The 17,342-nt window shown below is 73.6% G+C and carries 12 protein-coding genes and 1 pseudogene; 4 read left to right on the top strand and 9 right to left on the bottom strand.

The features are described from left to right. The first annotated feature begins 110 nt into the window (after positions 1–110). Together ACIGO8_RS29095 and ACIGO8_RS29090 are read left to right on the top strand one after the other, a co-directional pair. Positions 111–842, top strand: coding sequence for a response regulator transcription factor (locus ACIGO8_RS29095; RefSeq protein ID WP_399736815.1), 732 nt, complete (start codon positions 111–113; stop codon positions 840–842). Beyond that, positions 839–1,951 (top strand): sensor histidine kinase, encoded by a 1,113-nt coding sequence (locus ACIGO8_RS29090; protein ID WP_399736813.1) that lies wholly within the window; start codon positions 839–841, stop codon positions 1,949–1,951. Before ACIGO8_RS29095 ends, ACIGO8_RS29090 begins: the two co-directional genes overlap by 4 nt. A gap of 69 nt (positions 1,952–2,020) precedes the next feature. On the opposite strand, the gene ACIGO8_RS29085 is transcribed toward ACIGO8_RS29090, so the two are convergent. Then, positions 2,021–3,088, bottom strand: coding sequence for an NAD-dependent epimerase/dehydratase family protein (locus ACIGO8_RS29085; RefSeq protein WP_399736811.1), 1,068 nt, complete (start codon positions 3,086–3,088; stop codon positions 2,021–2,023). A 146-nt stretch (positions 3,089–3,234) separates the two neighbouring features. Between ACIGO8_RS29085 and ACIGO8_RS29080 the strand changes: the two genes are divergently transcribed. Next, complete coding sequence (locus ACIGO8_RS29080) at positions 3,235–3,762, top strand: DM13 domain-containing protein (RefSeq protein WP_399736809.1); 528 nt, start codon at positions 3,235–3,237, stop codon at positions 3,760–3,762. 46 nt (positions 3,763–3,808) lie between these two features. Here the strand turns inward: ACIGO8_RS29080 and ACIGO8_RS29075 are convergent, their stop codons facing one another. The 6 genes and pseudogenes from ACIGO8_RS29075 to ACIGO8_RS29050 all read right to left on the bottom strand — a co-directional run. Continuing rightward, on the bottom strand, positions 3,809–4,843 hold the full coding sequence (locus tag ACIGO8_RS29075; protein ID WP_399736806.1) for an MASE1 domain-containing protein: 1,035 nt from the start codon (positions 4,841–4,843) through the stop codon (positions 3,809–3,811). A gap of 96 nt (positions 4,844–4,939) precedes the next feature. Continuing rightward, a complete protein-coding gene (locus tag ACIGO8_RS29070; RefSeq protein WP_399736804.1) occupies positions 4,940–5,782 on the bottom strand; it encodes a PP2C family protein-serine/threonine phosphatase in 843 nt (280 codons plus the stop codon). A 162-nt stretch (positions 5,783–5,944) separates the two neighbouring features. Then, complete coding sequence (locus ACIGO8_RS29065) at positions 5,945–6,832, bottom strand: methionyl-tRNA formyltransferase (protein WP_399736802.1); 888 nt, start codon at positions 6,830–6,832, stop codon at positions 5,945–5,947. Continuing rightward, the gene (locus tag ACIGO8_RS29060) at positions 6,829–7,038 is read right to left on the bottom strand and encodes an MbtH family protein (protein WP_399736800.1); all 210 of its coding nucleotides are present in this window, start codon (positions 7,036–7,038) and stop codon (positions 6,829–6,831) included. Before ACIGO8_RS29060 ends, ACIGO8_RS29065 begins: the two co-directional genes overlap by 4 nt. Positions 7,039–7,164: 126 nt before the next feature. After that, positions 7,165–13,617, bottom strand: coding sequence for an amino acid adenylation domain-containing protein (locus ACIGO8_RS29055; protein WP_399736798.1), 6,453 nt, complete (start codon positions 13,615–13,617; stop codon positions 7,165–7,167). Between the two features lie 250 nt (positions 13,618–13,867). Then, positions 13,868–14,425 (bottom strand): annotated as a pseudogene (locus ACIGO8_RS29050) (aldehyde dehydrogenase family protein); the annotation flags it as partial. A gap of 190 nt (positions 14,426–14,615) precedes the next feature. Here ACIGO8_RS29050 and ACIGO8_RS29045 point away from each other — a divergent pair. Beyond that, a complete protein-coding gene (locus ACIGO8_RS29045; protein WP_399736859.1) occupies positions 14,616–15,575 on the top strand; it encodes a RimK family alpha-L-glutamate ligase in 960 nt (319 codons plus the stop codon). Between the two features lie 18 nt (positions 15,576–15,593). Here the strand turns inward: ACIGO8_RS29045 and ACIGO8_RS29040 are convergent, their stop codons facing one another. Then, complete coding sequence (locus ACIGO8_RS29040; RefSeq protein ID WP_399736796.1) at positions 15,594–16,256, bottom strand: methionine ABC transporter permease; 663 nt, start codon at positions 16,254–16,256, stop codon at positions 15,594–15,596. Next, positions 16,253–17,275, bottom strand: a complete 1,023-nt coding sequence (locus ACIGO8_RS29035; protein WP_399736794.1) for a methionine ABC transporter ATP-binding protein — start codon at positions 17,273–17,275, stop codon at positions 16,253–16,255. Before ACIGO8_RS29035 ends, ACIGO8_RS29040 begins: the two co-directional genes overlap by 4 nt. Between the last annotated feature and the right edge of the window lie 67 nt (positions 17,276–17,342).

Raw genomic sequence — 17,342 nt, 5'->3', positions numbered from 1 at the left:
ATCCGCGAGCCGCTCAGGGCCGTGGAAGTCCTTACGAAACGCGGACGCCGTGCGACGTCTGCCCGGGTGGACGTGGCCGCCGTACGGAGGCGGATGCGAGGCTGTGCGGCATGAGCGAGCGCAGCTTCCCGGGAAACGGGGGCCGGATCCTGGTAGTGGACGACGACCCGACGGTCGCCGAGGTCGTTTCCGGCTACCTGGAACGGGCCGGTTTCTCCGTCGAACACGCGGCCGACGGCCTCGACGCCGTGCGCCGGGCCACCGAGCGCCGGCCCGACCTCGTCGTGCTCGACCTGATGCTGCCCGGCCTGGACGGCCTCGAGGTGTGCCGTCGACTGCGGGCCGCCGGACCCGTTCCGGTGATCATGCTGACGGCACGTGGCGACGAGGAGGAACGGATCACGGGACTGGAGGTGGGAGCGGACGACTACGTCACGAAGCCGTTCAGCCCGCGCGAACTCGTCCTGCGCGTCGAATCCGTGCTGCGCCGCGGCCGCGCGGCGGCACCGCCCGCGGCCCGGAGCGTGCTGCGCGCCGGCGACCTGGCCGTCGACCTCGCGACCCGCAGGGCCAGCCGTGCCGGCGCGGAACTCGCGCTCACCCTACGGGAGTTCGACCTTCTCGCGTACTTCCTGGAGTGCCCCGGCACGGCGCACAGCCGGGAGGACCTGATGCGCCGGGTGTGGGGCTGGGACTTCGGTGACCTGTCCACCGTCACCGTGCACGTCCGCCGCCTGCGCGCCAAGATCGAGGACGACCCGGCCCGGCCGTCCCTGATCCAGACGGTCTGGGGTGTCGGCTACCGGTTCGAGCCCGGGCGGACGGAGGAGACCACGGCATGAAGGACGTACTGCTCATCGCCGCGTTCGCCCTCGGAGGTGCCGTCTGCGCCGGGCTGGCCGGGGCGGTCGTGCTCCGTCTCGTACGCCACCGCTCCGTCGCGGTCTCCCTGGCCGTGGTGGCCGCCGTGACGGTGTCGGCGATGCTCGCCGGCACGCTCGCCGTGGCCCAGGCGATGTTCCTGTCCGCGCACGACCTGTGGGTGGTGACCGTCGTGGCCGCCATGGCGGCCCTGGTGTCCCTGTGCGCCGCTCTCGTCCTCGGCCGGTGGGTCGTGGGCCGCAGCCGGGCCCTCGCCCGCGCCGCCCGCGACTTCGGCGACGGGGGCACCTTCGCCGCGCCCGACGGAGCCGCCACCGCCGAACTCGCCGCCCTCACCCGCGAACTGGCCGCCACCAGCGCCAAACTCGACGCCTCCCGAGCCCGTGAACGCGCCCTGGAGACCTCCCGCCGAGAACTCGTCGCCTGGATCTCGCACGATCTGCGCACCCCGCTCGCCGGGCTGCGGGCCATGGCGGAGGCGCTGGAGGACGGCATCGCCGCCGACCCCGCCCGCTACCACCGCCAGATCCGCACCGAGGTCGTGCGCCTCGCCGCCATGGTCACCGACCTCTTCGAACTCTCCCGCATCCACGCCGGCGCGCTGACCGTCAGCCCCAGCCGGATGTCCGCGTACGACCTGGTCGGCGACGCCCTGAGCGGCGCCGACCCGCTCGCCCGCGAACAGGGCGTCCGGCTGCTGGGCGAGGAGGTCGCGGCGGTCCCGGTCGAGGTGGACGGCAAGGAGATGACCCGCGTCCTCGCCAACCTCCTCGTCAACGCCATCCGCCACACTCCCGCCGACGGCACGGTCGCGGTGGCCGCCGAACACCGGGACGGCGCCGTCGTCCTTTCCGTCACGGACAGCTGCGGCGGCATCCCGAACGAGGATCTCGACCGCGTCTTCGACACCGGCTGGCGCGGCACCGAGGCCCGCACCCCGCCGGCCGGGGCCGGCCTCGGCCTCGCCATCGTGCGCGGCATCGTCGAGGCGCACGCGGGCCGGGTGGAGGTGCGCAACGTGCCCGGCGGCTGCCGCTTCGAGGTCACCCTGCCCGCGGCCGCCGGCTGACCGCGCTGTCCGCCGCGCGGCCGCCGGCTGACCGCGCCATCCGCTGCCCGCGGCCGCCGGCTGACCGCGCTATCCGCTGCCCGCGGCCGCCGAGGCCCGCAGCCCGGCCCGGGCGAACTCCACCATCCCCTCGTCGAAGCCGACCTCCGCACGCCAGCCGAGGTCGCGCCGCAGCCGGGACGAGTCCGCGGTGACGTGCCGGACGTCCCCGAGCCGGAACTCCCCGGTCACCACCGGACGCGGGCCGCCGTGCGCACGGGCCAGCGCCGCCGCCATCTGCCCCACCGTGTGCGGCTGCCCGCTGCCGGCGTTGTACGTGGTGAGGGTGCCGGCCGGCAGCCCGCCCACGGCTTCCAGCGCGACGACGTTGGCCGCCGCCACGTCACGGACGTGGACGAAGTCCCGGCGCTGACCACCGTCCTCGAAGACACGGGGAGCCTCGCCCCGGGCGAGGGCCGAGCGGAACAGGGAGGCCACGCCGGCGTACGGGGTGTCGCGTGGCATCCCCGGCCCGTAGACGTTGTGATAGCGCAGCGAGACCGCCGATCCACCCGTCGCCCGCGCCCAGGCCGCGGCCAGGTGCTCCTGGGCGAGCTTCGTCGAGGCGTACACGTTGCGCGGGTCGGCGGGCGCGTCCTCACCGACCAGACCGGGCGCGAGCGCGCGGCCGCACGCCGGGCAACGAGGTTCGAAACGCCCCGCCTCCAGGTCCTCGGGGAGGCGGGGGCCCGGCCGTACGACGCCGTGGCGGGAGCACTCGTACCGCCCTTCCCCGTACACCACCATCGACCCGGCGAGGACGAGCCGCCGCACGCCGCTCTCCGCCATGGCCGCCAGCAGGGCGGCCGTGCCGAGATCGTTGCAGCTCACATAGGCGGGAGCGTCGGCGAAGTCCTTGCCGAGGCCGACCATGGCGGCCTGGTGGCAGACCGCGTCGACGCCGCGCAGCGCCGCCCGCACGCGTGCCGCGTCACGGACGTCCGCGTGCAGGAACTCCTCCTCCGGCGGGTCCGGGACGACGGGGTGCGCGCTGGGCAGCAGGGCGTCCAGCACGACCGGCTCGTGGCCTGCCCGGCGGAGCGAGGTGACGATGTGCGAGCCGATGAAACCGGCTCCTCCAGTGACGAGTACGCGCATGGGCGCGACGCTACGGACCGCCGCCGGATTCCCGGAACCGGCCACGCGGGGCCGTAAGCCTTTCGTCATCAGGCAGGACCTTCCGCCTGCCGTCGCGGTCGCGTGGGATGGTCCGGAGAAGACACGAAGGGTGAAGGAGGTGCGCCGTGGGGCGCGTCACGAAGAAGCAACGGCGGACGGGTGCGGCGGTCCTCACCGCGGTGATCGTGGGAGCGGGCCTGCTGTGGTTCGAGCCGTGGGCGCTGTGGGCGGACGAGACCGTCCACGAGGCGCTGCCCGCCGCGGCCGCGCCGGCGGCGAAGGGGACGGTGCCCGCCGGTCCCACCACCGTGGCCCAGGGCTCGTTCATCAGCCACGAACACACCACGACGGGCGCGGTGAAGATCGTCCGGCTCGCGGACGGCACCCTCACGCTCCGCCTCGAAGGGCTGGACACGAGCAGCGGCCCCGACGTCCGGGTGTGGTTGAGCGATGCGCCGGTGAAGGAGGGGAAGGCCGGCTGGGGCGTCTTCGACGACGGGAAGTACGTCAACCTCGCCCCGCTCAAGGGGAACAAGGGCGACCAGAACTATCCGCTGCCGGCGGACCTCGACCTGTCGGCCTACACGAGCGTGAGCATCTGGTGCGACCGCTTCGACGTCTCGTTCGGCGCCGCGGAGCTCGTCCGCACCTGACGGTGAGACCGCCGTCTCGCCAGAGGCGGTGGACCGATCCGGAGGGTCACGGATCCCGGGGTCCGCCGGGCGGGGCCGTCCGGCTCTCGGTGGGCTCGGGCGGGATCTCGGCGGGTGGACCCGGCGCGGGCTCGCCCGCCGCGAGGTGCTCCAGGACCTCGACCAGTTCCTCGCAGGCGCGGCGTACCGAACGGCGGGTCGCACGCTGCTCGGTGATGACGGAGGCGAGGAGCAGAGCGGTCAGGGCGGCGGAACCGTTGAACGCCTGGAGCTTGACCATGATCTCGACGTCCGACAGGCGGAAGAACGCGCCCCGGTGGGAGGTCGCCGCGAAGGTGGCGCACACGGACGCGAAGAGCGCGCACAGCACGCTGCCGGCGAGCTGGAAGCGGAGCGCTGCCCAGACCAGCAGGGGGAAGACGAGGAAGAGCAGGCTCATCGGGCTGAGCACGGCCAGGGGGACGAGAACCAGGGTCGTCAGCCCCAGAAGGGCCGCCTCCTTCCAGCGCCGTACCCGGAACCGTGCGGCCGGCCCCGCGAGGACGAGCAGGAGCGGAGCGACGAGCAGAACCCCCATCGTGTCGCCCGCCCACCAGGCCAGCCACACGGCCCAGAACTCGCTGCTGTCCAGGGAGCCTGTCACCACCTGCAGTCCGACTCCCGCGGTCGCGCTGATCAGCATGGCGCCGAATCCGCCGAGGAAGACCAGCGCGAGACCGTCCCGCAGCCGCGCCATGTCGAGCCGGAAGCCGACCCGTCGCAGCAGCAGGAAGGCGCAGAGCGGCGCGACGGTGTTGCTCACCACGGTGACCACCGTCATGGGCCCAGGGGTAGTGAGGGAGGCGATGACGAGGAAGGAGCCGAGGGCGATCCCGGGCCAGACCCGCGCGCCGAACAGCAGCAGGGCGGCGACCGCGACGCCGGTGGGCGGCCAGATGGGGGTGGCCACGACGCCTTCGACGACGAGGCGGCCCAGCAGGCCGAGCCGTCCGGCCGCGTAGTAGCAGACCGCCACGGCCAGCGAGATCAGTGCCGCCTCGGTAAAGGGCCGGAACTGCCGAATAACCAACACGCCAGCCATCAGACACCGGCCGGGCCGCCACGACCGGGCAAGGACCCCCTGCGTGTCGGCCGCCGCGTCGGAACCGGGGTGGGCCGATCCGGGGCGGGCCGCCCTTCACCCCTCGACCGTCGACCGGACCGGACCGCCGTCATGGCCGACGACCAGGACGGCCGCGTCGTCCTCGTGCCCCACCGTGGCCGCCAGCTTCATGACGGCGGTGGCGAGCGCGTCGACGTCCAGCCCGGCGACGGCGGTGATCCCGGCGAGCCGCGTCACCCGGTCCAGACCCTCGTCGACGTGGAGCGAGGGCCCCTCCACCACCCCGTCGGTCAGGAGGACGACGACACCGTCGGCCGAGAGCCGGTGGCGCGTGGACGGGTAGTCGACGTCGCGGACCACACCGAGCGGAGGCCCGCCCTCGCTGTCGTCGATGCCGGAGCGGCCGTCGGTGGTGGCCCAGATGTAGGGGATGTGACCGGCCCGGGCGCACTCCAAGGTGCCGGCAGCGGGGTCGAGCCGCAGGAAGGTGCAGGTGGCGAAGAGGTCGGCGCCCAGAGAGATCAGCAGGTCGTTGGTGCGACCGAGCAGCTCTCCCGGGTCTCCGGTGACGGAGGCCAGCGCGCGCAGTGCCACGCGGACCTGTCCCATGAAGGCGGCGGCCTCGATGTTGTGCCCCTGCACGTCACCGATGGACATGCCGATCCGCCCGTCGGGCAGGGCGAAGGCGTCGTACCAGTCACCGCCGACGTTGAGCCCGTGGTTGGCGGGCTCGTAGCGGACGGCCAGCCGGGCGCCCGGGAAACTGGGCAGGTCCGAGGGCAGCATGCCGCGCTGCAGGGCCACGGCGAGCTCGACGCGGGAACGCTGCGTCTCGGCCAGCTCCCGAGCCCTGGCGATCAGCGACCCGAGCCGGACCAGAAGGTCCTCGCTGTCGTCGGCCGGCCGTCTGCGGAACATCGATCACTCCGACGTCACGACAATCCTCGCATCAGTCCGTCCCGTCTCCAGCACGCGGAACCAAGGGGACCACCTCGGTACGAACAGGTCCTTCCCCACTCTGCCCGGAGGGCACGACGCCCGCATCTCGTACGGCTCGCCGCCGTCGAGCCCGGATGGGTCCTAGTCCAGCGGGTCAGCGGCCAGGACCCAAAGGTCACCGGTGCCGCACGTGATGCGGCGTCCGGTGCCGGCCGGTGGCTGTTCCAGCGTCGTACGGCGCAGCCGCCAGCGTGTTCCGTCGATCACCGCCACCGGTCCCTGCACGCGGGGGTGATGGCCCGCGATGTTCCACGCGCGCACCTGGGTGTGGATGTGCGCCGCGTGAGCGGACCAGTCCACCGTGGCGTAGTCCTCGGAGAAGAATCCGGCCCAGGTGGCCTCGCGCCGCGGCTGCGGTTCGCCCGCGTCGCCGCGCACCAGGCGCCGCAGCACCTGCGGCAGCATCTGCGAAGCCGCTTCCAGCACCCGGGAGTTGACTCCGGTGAACGACCAGAGCTGTTCGTCCAGGGCGATCGTCGTACGGGCCAGGACGGAGCCGGTGTCCAGTTCCGCGTCCATGCGGTGCCAGGTCACGCCGATCCGGCGCTCGCCGTTGCGCACGGCCCATCCGACCGGGTTCGGGCCCCGGTAGGAGGGCAGGTCGGACGGGTGGCAGTTGATCGTTCCGAGGCGTGGGGCGGCCACGGCCGAGGCGGGCAGCTTCCTGGGATAGCCGTAGCTGACGGCCACGTCCACTCCGTAGGCGCGCAGCAGCCCGGCAACGGATTCCGTGCGGGAGGGCACGGCCAGGTCCACCCCTGGTGGCAGGTCCTGCTCGCCCAGGACGTGCCCGGGCCAGTCGGCGGGGCGCCGGTAGCCGATCACGACCGGGACCCGGTGTCCCAGGGTGCGCAGCGCGTCGACCAGCGCAGGCGCCGTCTGTGGCAGCGCCGCCACGACGGCGACGTCCAGTGCGGGGGCGTCCTGAGCGGGCCGCGTCGCCGCCTGTCGTGGATGCGGGGCGGTCATCGAGCGGCCTCGGCGGTCCGCAGGGAACGCGGCCGCAGGTCGGTCCACGACGTCTCGATCCAGGCGAGGCAGGTGGTCCGGTCGGCGCGGGGGTGCACCTCGCGCCAGCCGTCCGGGACGGCGATGTGGGCAGGCCAGAGGCTGTGCTGGTCCTCGTCGTTGGCGAGCACGAGGAACGTGCCGTCGGGGTCGTCGAAGGGGTTCATGGGTCTCCTTGGTCGGGGGCGGCTCGTTCCGCCATCGGTGGGTGCGGGGACTGGTCAAGGGAGGAGCGTCATGGTGCCGGCGGGCACGGCCGGTCCCCGCCGTCGCGGGCAGGGACCGGCTCCCGGTCAGTGGCGTGGGGACGCGGGGACTCCGCCGGGAGCGGGCGGCACGGTGCGCGTGGTGGACGCGGCCGGCGCGATGCCCGGCTTCCCCGAAGGCGAGGGTGGTGCGGTGAGGGCGGCGGCCAGGGCGGCCGGTGTGGCCCGACGCATCACCTGGTCCAAGGTGACCGCGGGGCCCAGGTGTTCCCGCACGCGCTGGAGCAGGCGGGCCGCGAGCAGCGAATGCCCGCCCAGGTCGAAGAAGTTGTCGTCGACGCCGACCCGCTCCAGGCCGAGGACGTCGGCGTACGCCTCGGTCACCACCCTCTCGGCCGGTGTGCGCGGCTCCCGGACCAGGGCCGGGGTGCGCTGTGGCTCGGGCAGGGCCCGGCGGTCCACCTTGCCGTTGACGGTCAGCGGCATGCCGTCCAGGACGATCACCCGGGCGGGCAGCATGAAGTCCGGCAGCACCTGGGCCAGCGCGTCGCGCAGAGCCCCGCCTTCCAGAGGCGCACCGGTCCCGGACGCGCCCACCGCGTAGCCGGTGAGCTCCTTGCCGCCGCGTCCGTCGGGCCGGGCCACCACGGCGGCCTGCACCACGCCGGGGAGCGCGGCCAGGGCGGCCCGCACCTCGTCCGGCTCGATCCGGTGCCCACGGATCTTGACCTGGTCGTCGTTGCGGCCGGTGAATTCCAGCGTGCCGTCCGGCAGCCTGCGGGCCAGGTCGCCCGTGCGGTACATCCGGGATCCGGGCGGCCCCCAGGGATCGGCGACGAACCGCGCGGCGGTCAGCCCCGGCCGGCCCAGATAGCCGCGGGCCACCTGGTCGCCCGCCAGATACAGTTCGCCCGCCAGTCCGTCGGGGACCGGCCGCAACCCCGCGTCCAGGAGCATCACCCGGGAGCCGGGCACCGGAACGCCGATGCCGGGACGCGCCGGCCAGTCGGCCGGCTGCCCGGTGACCTCGCCGGCGGTCACCACGTGCGTCTCGGCCGGGCCGTAGTGGTTGTGCAGGCGCTTGTCCCCGCGGGCACACAGGGCGCGCAGTTGCGGTCCGACCACCAGCGCCTCACCGGCCTGCACCAGATGCCGCAGGTCGGGCAGCACCTCCCGGTCACCGTCGGCGAACTCGCACAGGGCGGCCAGCACGGGCGTCGGGGCGAACAACTCGGTCACCCGGTGGGCCCGGAGCCAGGCGGTCCACGCGGCGGCGTCAGCCCGGGTGTCCGCGTCCGGCACGGCCAGCGTCCGCCCCGTGCACAGCGCGGTGAGGACTTCCTGGGTCGCGACGTCGAAGGCCATCGAGGTGAACTGGGCCGTCACCGCGCCCGGTTCGGCCGGGAAGCGACGCTCGTGCCAGTCCACCAGCCGGTCCATGGCCGTGCCCGGCATCACCACCGCCTTCGGCGTGCCCTGCGTCCCGGAGGTGTGCACCACGTAGGCCGGGTGACCGGGCAGCCGCGCCGGTCGCATCGAGCGTTTGCCGGCGAGGGGCTCGGGCGACAGATGGCGGGGCTCCAGGGACATCCGCGGCACGGCGGCGTCGACCAGCGCGAGGGCCTCGTCGAACTCGGGCTGCCGGACGAGGAGCGCGGGGCGCCCTTCCGATGCCAGGGCCGCCACCCGGGGAGCGGGATGGCGCGGGTCCAACCAGAGGTAGGCGGCACCGGCCTTGAGCACCGCGAGCATCGCGGTCACCGCGTACCGGCCCCGCCGCAGGCACAGGGCCACCACGTCCTCGGCCCCCACGCCCCGGGCGGCGAGCTCTTCCGCCAGCCGGTCCGAGGCCGCGTCCAGACCGCGGTAGTCCAGGACCCCGTCCCCGTCCACCACGGCCGCCCGCCCGGGCGCCGTGCGCACGTGCGCCGCGAACCGCTCCAGCACCGGCACCGCCTCGGGCAGCCGTTCGGCCGCCGGCGGCCGGACCGCGGCGACCGCGGGCGCGACCGGGTGGGTGGCGGGCACGGACAGATCGTCGGCCAGCGCGTCCAGAGCTTCGACGAACCGCGCGCCGATCTCCCGTGCTCCGTCCTCGCCGAGCCTGTCCGGCCGGTACTGGACCCGGATGCTCATCCGCTCGCCGGGCGAGACGAGCACGCACAGCGGGTAGTGCGTGCCGTTCTCCACCCGGCTGGACGTCACCCGCAGATCCGTTCCCCACCGCGTGGCGAAGGAGTCGGTGTAGGTCTCCAGCACCACGACGGTGTCGAAGAGCTCGCGCAGCCCGGCCGCCCGGATGATCTCCGCCAGGCCCAGGTGCTGGAAGGGCATCATCTCGGTCCGCTGCTCCTGGAGGGCCGCCAGCAGGCCGCCCCGGTCGCCGGCCGTCGCCGTGTCCACCCGTACCGGCACGGCGTTGTTCATCAGGCCGACCATGGACTCGACGCCGGGCAGGTGGGGCGGGCGGTCGGCGACGACGGTGCCGAACACCACGTCGGTGCGGCCGGTCAGCTGGGCGAGGACCAGAGCCCAGGCGCCCAGGACCAAGGTGTTCAAGGACAGCGCCCGCTCGCGGGCCTTCGCCCGCAGGGCGGCCGTGCGCTCGGCCGGCAGTTCGAGCAGCACCGTGTGCGGGCGCGTCCGGCCCTCGCCGCCGGGCGAGGTCAGCAGCGTCGGTTCGGTCGCGTCACCGAGCAGGGCCTGCCAGTGTTTGCCGGCCAGCTCCACGTCCTGATCGGCGACATGGCGCAGATAGGCAAGCGCCGAAGGCCGGGCCGTCAGCCTCGGCACGCCGCCCGAGGCGGCCTGGCCGTACAGGTCCGCCAGGTCGGCCAGGGCCACCTGCATCGACCAGCCGTCCATGAGGATGTGGTGATAGCTCAGCAGCAGCCGGGACCGCCCCTCGCCCAGACGCAGCAGCACGGCCCGCAGCAGCGGCGGCGCGGCCAGGTCGAACGGTTCGTCCCGGTCCCGGCGCGTCTCCTCGTCGGCGGCCCGCTCCCGGTCGGGCACGGGCAGCCGGGTCAGGTCGGCCTCCCTCAGCGGCACCTCGACCGTCCCCGGCACGAACTGCGCGGCCCGCCCCTGGCAGTCCCAGCGGAACCCGGCCCGCAGAGCCGGATGCCGGTCGGTGAGCGCGGCCAGCGCCCCGCGCAGCGCGGCCGAGTCCACCGGCCCTTCCAGGTCCAGCACGGTCTGGACGTGGTACGGGTCCGCGGTCCCGCCGCTCTGGTGGGCGTGATAGAGCAGCCCTTCCTGGAGCGGGGAGCACGGCCAGCGCTCCTCCGTGCGCTGCGCGGGCACGGCCGGTGCACCGGCCCGCTCCCGCTCCCGCGTGCCGGCGTCCGCCGCGCGGGCGAGTGCGGCGAGCACCCCGGCCCATTCCGCCGCCAGGCCCGCCGCGTCGTCGTGGTCGACGAGCCGGGTCGACCAGCGCCAGACGGCGGTCAGCAACGGCTCCCCGGTGCGCTCGTCGACGACGGCGTTGACCTCCAGCGGGTGGGACAAGGGCTGCCGGGCGGCCCGGTGGATGCCGAGGACGGGCGCCTCGGCGGCGTACGGCCACGGGTCGCGGCCCGGAACGGCGTAACGGCCCAGGTAGTTGAAGAGCACCGGCCGGCCCGGTGCGGCGGCCAGGAGTCCGGCCGCCTGGGGGTGCAGGTGGCGCAGCAGGCCGTACGACGCACGGTCCTGCGGCAACCGCCGCCACTGCTCCTGGACGGAGCGCACCGCCTCGGCGAGGGCCGACTCCTCGGCCCCTGGGTCCGCCGCCGGGCGGGCGGCCCGCGCGGGGCACTCGAGACGGACGGGGAACATGCAGGTGAACCAGCCGACGGTGGCGGAGACTTCGGTGTCCGCAGCGCCCGCCACCGCGTCCCGGCCGTGCCCCTCGGTGTCCAGCACCAGCGTCCGGGGTCCGCCGCGGCGGGCCGCCGCCACCGTCAGCGCGGCCAGCAGGAGCTCCTGGGTGGTGACGCCGTAGCGGGCCGGGGCCGTGGTGAGCAGGGCCCGGCCGACCTCGGGCGGGAGCACCGATTCCAGGGTGCGGGAGGTGGCGATGGTGTCCAGACACGGGTCGAGCGGCCCGCGCGCGGGCCACGGCGTGGCCGCCGGGACGCTCGCCGCCCGCCAGTGCGGCAGCGTCGCCAGCACCTCTGCGCTGTCCGCCCGGGCGTTGTGCGTCTCCACCCAGCGCCGGTACGGCGTGGCCGTGCCCCAGGCGCCCAGACCGTGCGGGTCCTCGGCGGCCCGGGCCAGGTCCTGGGCGAGCACCTGCCAGGAGACTCCGTCCACCACGAGGTGGTGTGCGGCCAGCAGCAGCCGGCCCGGCCGTGCGGGGCCGGCGTCCCACCACACCGCGCGAAGCGTCCGCCCCGCGGGCAGGTCCAGCGACCGCATCGCACGCCCCACCGCCTTCCGGACCGTGCGGGCGGAGGGAGCGCCGGGCAGCTCCCGCACGTCCACCACCTCCAGGAGCGTGCTCGCCGCCACCTCGCCCGGCGGCAGCACCTCGGGCTGCCACACGGCCTCGCCGGACGGGTCGGGGAGCCTGGTGCGCAGGGCGTCGTGCCGGTCGAGCACCGCCTGCAGGGCCGTCACGAGCGTCCCCTGCTGCAGACCGGCAGGCGTCTCGACCAGCACCGACTGGACGAACTCGGCTACGCCGTCGCCCTGTTCGCGCAGCCACAGCGCGATCGGTGGCAGGCCGAGTTTGCCGGTGGCCGACTGGTGCAGCAGGTCGGCGGCCGGAGCGGCCGCCTGCGCGGCGGCGGCCAGGGCGCCAGGGGTGCGCAGCCGGAAGACGTCCTGCGAGCTGATGGCCACGTTCTCCCGGCGTACCCGGCTGACCAGGCGCATCGCGGTGATGCTGTCGCCGCCGAGCGCGAAGAAGTCGTCGTCGGTGCCCGCCCCGGGCAGGCCGAGCACCTCCGCGAAGGCCGCGCACAGCGCACGCTCGGCGGAGGTCCGGGCGGTGCCGGCGCCCACCCGCACGGCGGCGGGCGCGGGCAGCGCCGCCCGGTCCACCTTGCCGTTCACGGTCAGCGGGATGTCGTCGATCAGCAGCACGGCCGTCGGCACCAGGTACTCGGGCAGCACACGGCTGAGCCGGTCGCGGAGTTGCTCCCCGGTGACGGCGGTCGCGTCCCGCTCGGGAACCGCGTAGCCGACGAGCCGCCCGTCCCGCGCGACCACGACCGCCCGGGCGACCTCGGGCAGGGCGGCCAGGGCGGCGCGTGCCTCGCCCGGTTCGACCCGGTGGCCGCGGATCTTGACCTGGTCGTCGTCGCGCGCCAGGTACGCGAGGGCGCCGTCGGGGCCGCGTACGGCGAGGTCGCCCGTGCGGTACATGCGGGCACCGGCCGGGCCGTACGGGTCGGCGACGAAGCGTTCGGCGGTCAGGCCGGGCCGGTTCAGATAGCCCCGGGCGACCTGTTCCCCCGCCACGTACACCTCGCCGGCCTCGCCGGCCGGCACCTCGGCCAGATCGGGACCGAGCAGCCGCACGGCGGCCCCGGGCAGGCCGGTGCCGATCGGCACCCGTGCCTCCAGTACCGGCTGCCCGGGCGGCAAGGGGTGCAGGGTGGTGAAGGTGGTGCACTCCGTCGGGCCGTAGACGTGACCGAGCGCCAGCTGTGGACAGGCGGCCCGGACCTGCGCGAACGCCCGCGGGTCGGCGGCCTCGCCACCGGTGAGGACCGTGTGCAGCCCTCGCAGCGCGCCCGGGTCGTCCGCGGCGATCTGGTTGAACCAGGCGGTGGTGAGGAAGACGCCGGTGACGCCATGAGCGGCGACCAGCGCGGCCAGCCGGTGCGCGTCCACCCGGTCCTCGCCCGGGACGACCACCGTGCCGCCCCGCGTGAGCGGCAGCCACAGGTCATGGCTGAGCGCGTCGAAACCGAGCGCGGAGACCAGCGCCGTCACCCGGTGCCCGGGCCCGTCCCAGTGCGGATCCGCGGCGAAACGCGCCAGGTTGCGGTGGGTGATCTGGACGCCCTTGGGGCGGCCGGTGGACCCGGAGGTGTAGAACACGCAGGCCGCACGGTCGAGTTCGCCGTCCCATGCCGCCGGACACAGCGCCTCCACCGCGACGCGTGCCGCACCGGGAGAAGCGGCCACGGTGACGGGCCGCGGACCGCCCGGGCGTGGGGTCTCCCCGGCCGGCACGAGCACCGCCACGCATCCCGCGTCGGCCTCGACGGCCGCCAGCCGCTCGGCCGGCGTCCGCGGGTCCAGCACCACGGCGGCGGCGCCCGTCTCGAAGACCGCGAGCAACGCGACGATCAGCCGGGCCGAGCGCGGCAGCCGCACCGCGACCGTCACCCCAGGAGCGGCCCCGGCCTGACGCAGGTGACCGGCCAACTGTCCTGCCCACGCGCAGAGTTCGCCGTAGGACCAACTCCTGCCGCCCTCTTCGACGACCGCGGTCCGGTCCGGTTCGCGGAGTGCTGCCGCGGCGACGGCACGGTGCACGGGCAGAGGGACACCGGTGTCGCCGACCGGATGGGCGGGCGCCCGCGTCGCTGCTGAAAAGATCATGGACGCCATCCAAGAGCACCGACGTGGCGCCCCGTCCGGGCGCCACCCGGATGGCGCAACCGGACCATCCGATCGGGTGCACAAGATCTTCGCGCCCCCAGCAGCCCGCTAACTCGCCTTTCGAGAGGCCCAGTTCGACGGTATCTACCGGCCAGGGGGCGTACGGCCTCTCCTGTGCGCTCCCGGACCGCCCTGTCGATTCGTCCGCCGTGCCGGACGAAGGCGGTCCGCGTCTGAGCGAGACCGACGCTCAGACCATCACGTGCTTGGGACGGGTGTAGTCGAGGAGGCCCGGAGAGGGAGAGGTCGCTGCCGTAGCCGGAGTGTTTGACTCCGCCGTGCGGCATTTCGGAGACCGTGGTGCCGTGCGTGTTCACCCACACGATCCCGGTGTGCAGGGCCCTGGTCGCCCGCATCGCCCGGTCGTGGTCCCTGGTCCACACCCTCGCGGCCAGTCCGAAGCGGACGTCGTCGGCGAGGCGCAGGGCCTCGGTCTCGTCGGTGAAGGGCTGCACGGTTGCGACGGGTCCGAAGATCTCCTCCTGGACGATCTCGTCGTCCTGGCGGACCCCGGCGACGACGGTGGCGGCGTGGAAGAAGCCGGGCCGGGCGGGCGTGGTGCGCCGGCCACGATCCGGGCGTGGTCGGGCAGTCGGTCGAGCAGGGCGCGGACCGAGGCGAGCTGGGCGGCGTTGTTGAGCGGACCGAGGTCGGTGCCGGGGCACAGTGTGCGGGCGGCGCCGGCGAGGGCGTCCAGGAAGGCGTCGTGAATGCGGGCGTGGACCAGGAAGCGGGTGGGGGCGGTGCAGTGGTCTGCTCGGACTGCAGGATCCCGTCGGAACCGTCTGGCAACGGTGAGGGCGGGCGGACCACTCCGCTTAGCCGTTCCCGTCACGGGTCCCCTTGAGGGCGTCGGAGAGGTGGCCCAAGGTGAGGGGAAGCCCAGGGGCCGTCGCGGAGTGGGCGGCCGGCCGCGGACATGTGAGGAGCTCCCCTTGGTGACGTACCGTCGTGCCGAGTCGGCATGTGCCGGGCCTGCCGATGTGTGGATGCTGGTGCGGCAGCAGCCGACCGCGCTCCGCCGCTGCAGCCGCGATCTGGCGACGGCGTTTGCACAGCGGTACGGCCGCCGTTTCGCCGTATGGCACACGGATGAGTTGCTGTTCGGGGTTCGGGGCGGGCGATTGATGCTCAGTACCCTGGGCGGCACGGCCCTGCCGCCCCCGGCGGTCGTCTGCGTGCGGCACCTGCCGGGGACCATGCGCGACGACCGCGAGGTGACACTCCTGCGGCATCTCGAACGCCTGGGCAGTCGCCTGGTCAACCCTCTGGACGCGCAGCTCACCTGCCGGAACAAGGTGTGGCAGGTGCAGGAGCTCGCTCTGGCCGGGCTGCCGGTGCCGGACACACTCTCCTACGCGACCGCCCCCTTGGAAGGCGTCGTCCGCAGTCCCCACCTGCCCACACCGTCGGTCGTGAAGTCCGTCCGCGGAACCAAGGGCGCTCAGGTGTTCCTCGCCGCCGACTCGCACCTGCTGCACGAGATGGCCGGCAGCCTCGCGCAGACATCGCCGTTCCTGTTCCAAGAGCATGTGGCCCACTCCCACGGTCGTTCCATGCGCGTGGTCGTGGTGGACGACACGGTGGTGGACGCCGTGGTTCACACGTCTCACAACGCTTCTCTCGCCGCCAACATCGCGAAGGGTGGGACCGCCACGAGGTGCGTGGGCCGCCATCCACAGGCAGAACGGTTGGCGCTGGCCGCGGTGCGTGTCCTGGGCCTGGACATCGCCGGGGTCGATCTGCTGTTCACCGCCGAGGGCTCCTACACCATCTGCGAGGTCAACGCAGTCCCGGGCTGGCGCCCGGAGGCGACCGAAGTCATCGCTCCCGCGATCGTGTCCTGCGTCGATGACCGGTTGTCCGCCACGGTGGGCACGGCAACGCCGGCGACCTGAGCCCTGGCCGTCCCGGCGTCACCGCCGCAGTGTCCTCCCTGCCAGCCAGTTGCCCAGGAACTGCGCCAGTTGCACGAGGAGCACGATGGTGAGCACGGCGATCCAGGTCACCGTCCAGTTGAAGCGCTGGTAGCCGTAGGCGATGGCGAAGTTGCCGAGGCCTCCGCCGCCGACCGCGCCGGCGATCGCGGTCGCGTCGACCACGGAGACGAAGACGAAGGTGTAACCGAGGATCAGGGGGCCCAGCGCCTCAGGGATGAGGAGGGTGGTGATGATGCGTGCCGGGCCGGCGCCCATGGACCGGGCCGCCTCGATCACTCCGGCGTCGACGGTGACCAGGTTCTGTTCCACGATGCGGGAGATGCCGAAGGTGGTGGCGACGATCAGCGGGAACGTCGCGGCTGCGGTGCCGATGGTGGTGCCCACCACCCTCAGGGTCAGCGGGCCCACGGCGGTGATGAAGATGATGAAGGGAATGGGTCTGACGAAGTTCACCAGAAGGTTCAGGGCCGTGTAGAGCGGCCTGTTCTCCAGCAGTCCTCCGCGGCGCGTCGTGTAGAGCAGGACGCCGAGGAGCAGGCCGAGGAAGCCGCCGAAGACCATCGTCACGGCGACCATCCACAGGGTCTGGCCCATGGAGGTCGTGAAGACCGGCCAGAGCGTGTCCCAGTCCGTGTTCACGTGAGCACCTCCACCGTGGCCACCGTGCGGAGACGTGCCACTGCCGTTTCGATGTCCCGCTCCACTCCGGACAGTGCGAGCGTGACGGTGCCGAACGAGCGGCCCTGGAGGGTGTCGATCCCGCCGTGCACGATCTCGAAACGGAGGTCGTGCCGCCGTACGGCGTCGGTCAGGACCTGGCCCATCACGGCGTCGCCGTCGACCGTGACGGACACGAGGGAGCCTTCGTACCGCTTCCGGAGCCGTGCCACATCGTCCGCGTCGGGTCGGTTTCTCAGAACCGTCTCCACGAAACGGCGGCCGGTGTCGGTCCGGGGTGCGGAGAAGACGTCGTGGACCGTGCCGACCTCGACGAGCCGGCCGGCGTCCAGTACGGCGACCCGGTCGGCGATGCTCCGCACCACGTCCATCTCGTGGGTGACGACCACGACGGTCACTCCCAGCTCGGAGTTGACGCGCCGGAGCAGCCTCAGGACGTCCTGGGTGGTCTCGGGATCCAGCGCGCTCGTCGACTCGTCGGCCAGGAGGACCGCGGGATTGTTGGCCAGCGCCCGTGCGATGCCGACCCGCTGTTTCTGTCCACCGCTGAGCTGGTCGGGATAGGCCCATGCCTTGTCGGTCAGGCCCACGAAGGCGAGGAGCTCGGCGACTCGGGCCCGCTGTCTCTCCTTGGGCCAGCCCGCGAGCTTCAGAGGGTAGGCCACGTTCCCGAACACCGTTCGGGAGCGGAACAGGTTGAACTGCTGGAAGATCATGCCGATCCGCGAGCGGACGTGGCGGAGGTCCTTCTCACGCCGCTCGGTGATCACCACGCCGTCGACGCTCACCGTGCCCGAGGTGGCCTGTTCGAGTGCGTTGATCAGCCGCACCAGCGTGCTCTTCCCCGCGCCGGAGTGTCCGATGATCGCGAAGATCTCCCCCGCTTCGATCTCCAGGTCGATCGAGTCGAGCGCGGAGACGGTCGTCGATCGTGAGGTGAAGGTCTTGCTGACGTCGCGAAGTTCTATGAGTGGTGCCATGAGTCCCTGTTTCGAGTCGGACCTGGGTACGGCGGGGGCGCCCGCGTGGGGCACCCCCGTCACGTTG

This window comes from Streptomyces sp. NPDC053493 (assembly GCF_044544825.1).
In the GTDB taxonomy this organism is placed as follows: domain Bacteria; phylum Actinomycetota; class Actinomycetes; order Streptomycetales; family Streptomycetaceae; genus Streptomyces.
This window is presented reverse-complemented; position numbering and strand designations above follow the sequence as displayed.

Coding starts and splice junctions, on each gene's coding strand:
- ACIGO8_RS29060 (WP_399736800.1), bottom strand. CDS start 7,038: ATGAACCCCTTCGACGACCCCGACGGCACGTTCCTCGTGCTCGCCAAC.
- ACIGO8_RS29070 (WP_399736804.1), bottom strand. CDS start 5,782: ATGTTCCGCAGACGGCCGGCCGACGACAGCGAGGACCTTCTGGTCCGG.
- ACIGO8_RS29055 (WP_399736798.1), bottom strand. CDS start 13,617: ATGATCTTTTCAGCAGCGACGCGGGCGCCCGCCCATCCGGTCGGCGAC.
- ACIGO8_RS29085 (WP_399736811.1), bottom strand. CDS start 3,088: ATGCGCGTACTCGTCACTGGAGGAGCCGGTTTCATCGGCTCGCACATC.
- ACIGO8_RS29090 (WP_399736813.1), top strand. CDS start 839: ATGAAGGACGTACTGCTCATCGCCGCGTTCGCCCTCGGAGGTGCCGTC.
- ACIGO8_RS29075 (WP_399736806.1), bottom strand. CDS start 4,843: ATGGCTGGCGTGTTGGTTATTCGGCAGTTCCGGCCCTTTACCGAGGCG.
- ACIGO8_RS29095 (WP_399736815.1), top strand. CDS start 111: ATGAGCGAGCGCAGCTTCCCGGGAAACGGGGGCCGGATCCTGGTAGTG.
- ACIGO8_RS29035 (WP_399736794.1), bottom strand. CDS start 17,275: ATGGCACCACTCATAGAACTTCGCGACGTCAGCAAGACCTTCACCTCA.
- ACIGO8_RS29065 (WP_399736802.1), bottom strand. CDS start 6,832: ATGACCGCCCCGCATCCACGACAGGCGGCGACGCGGCCCGCTCAGGAC.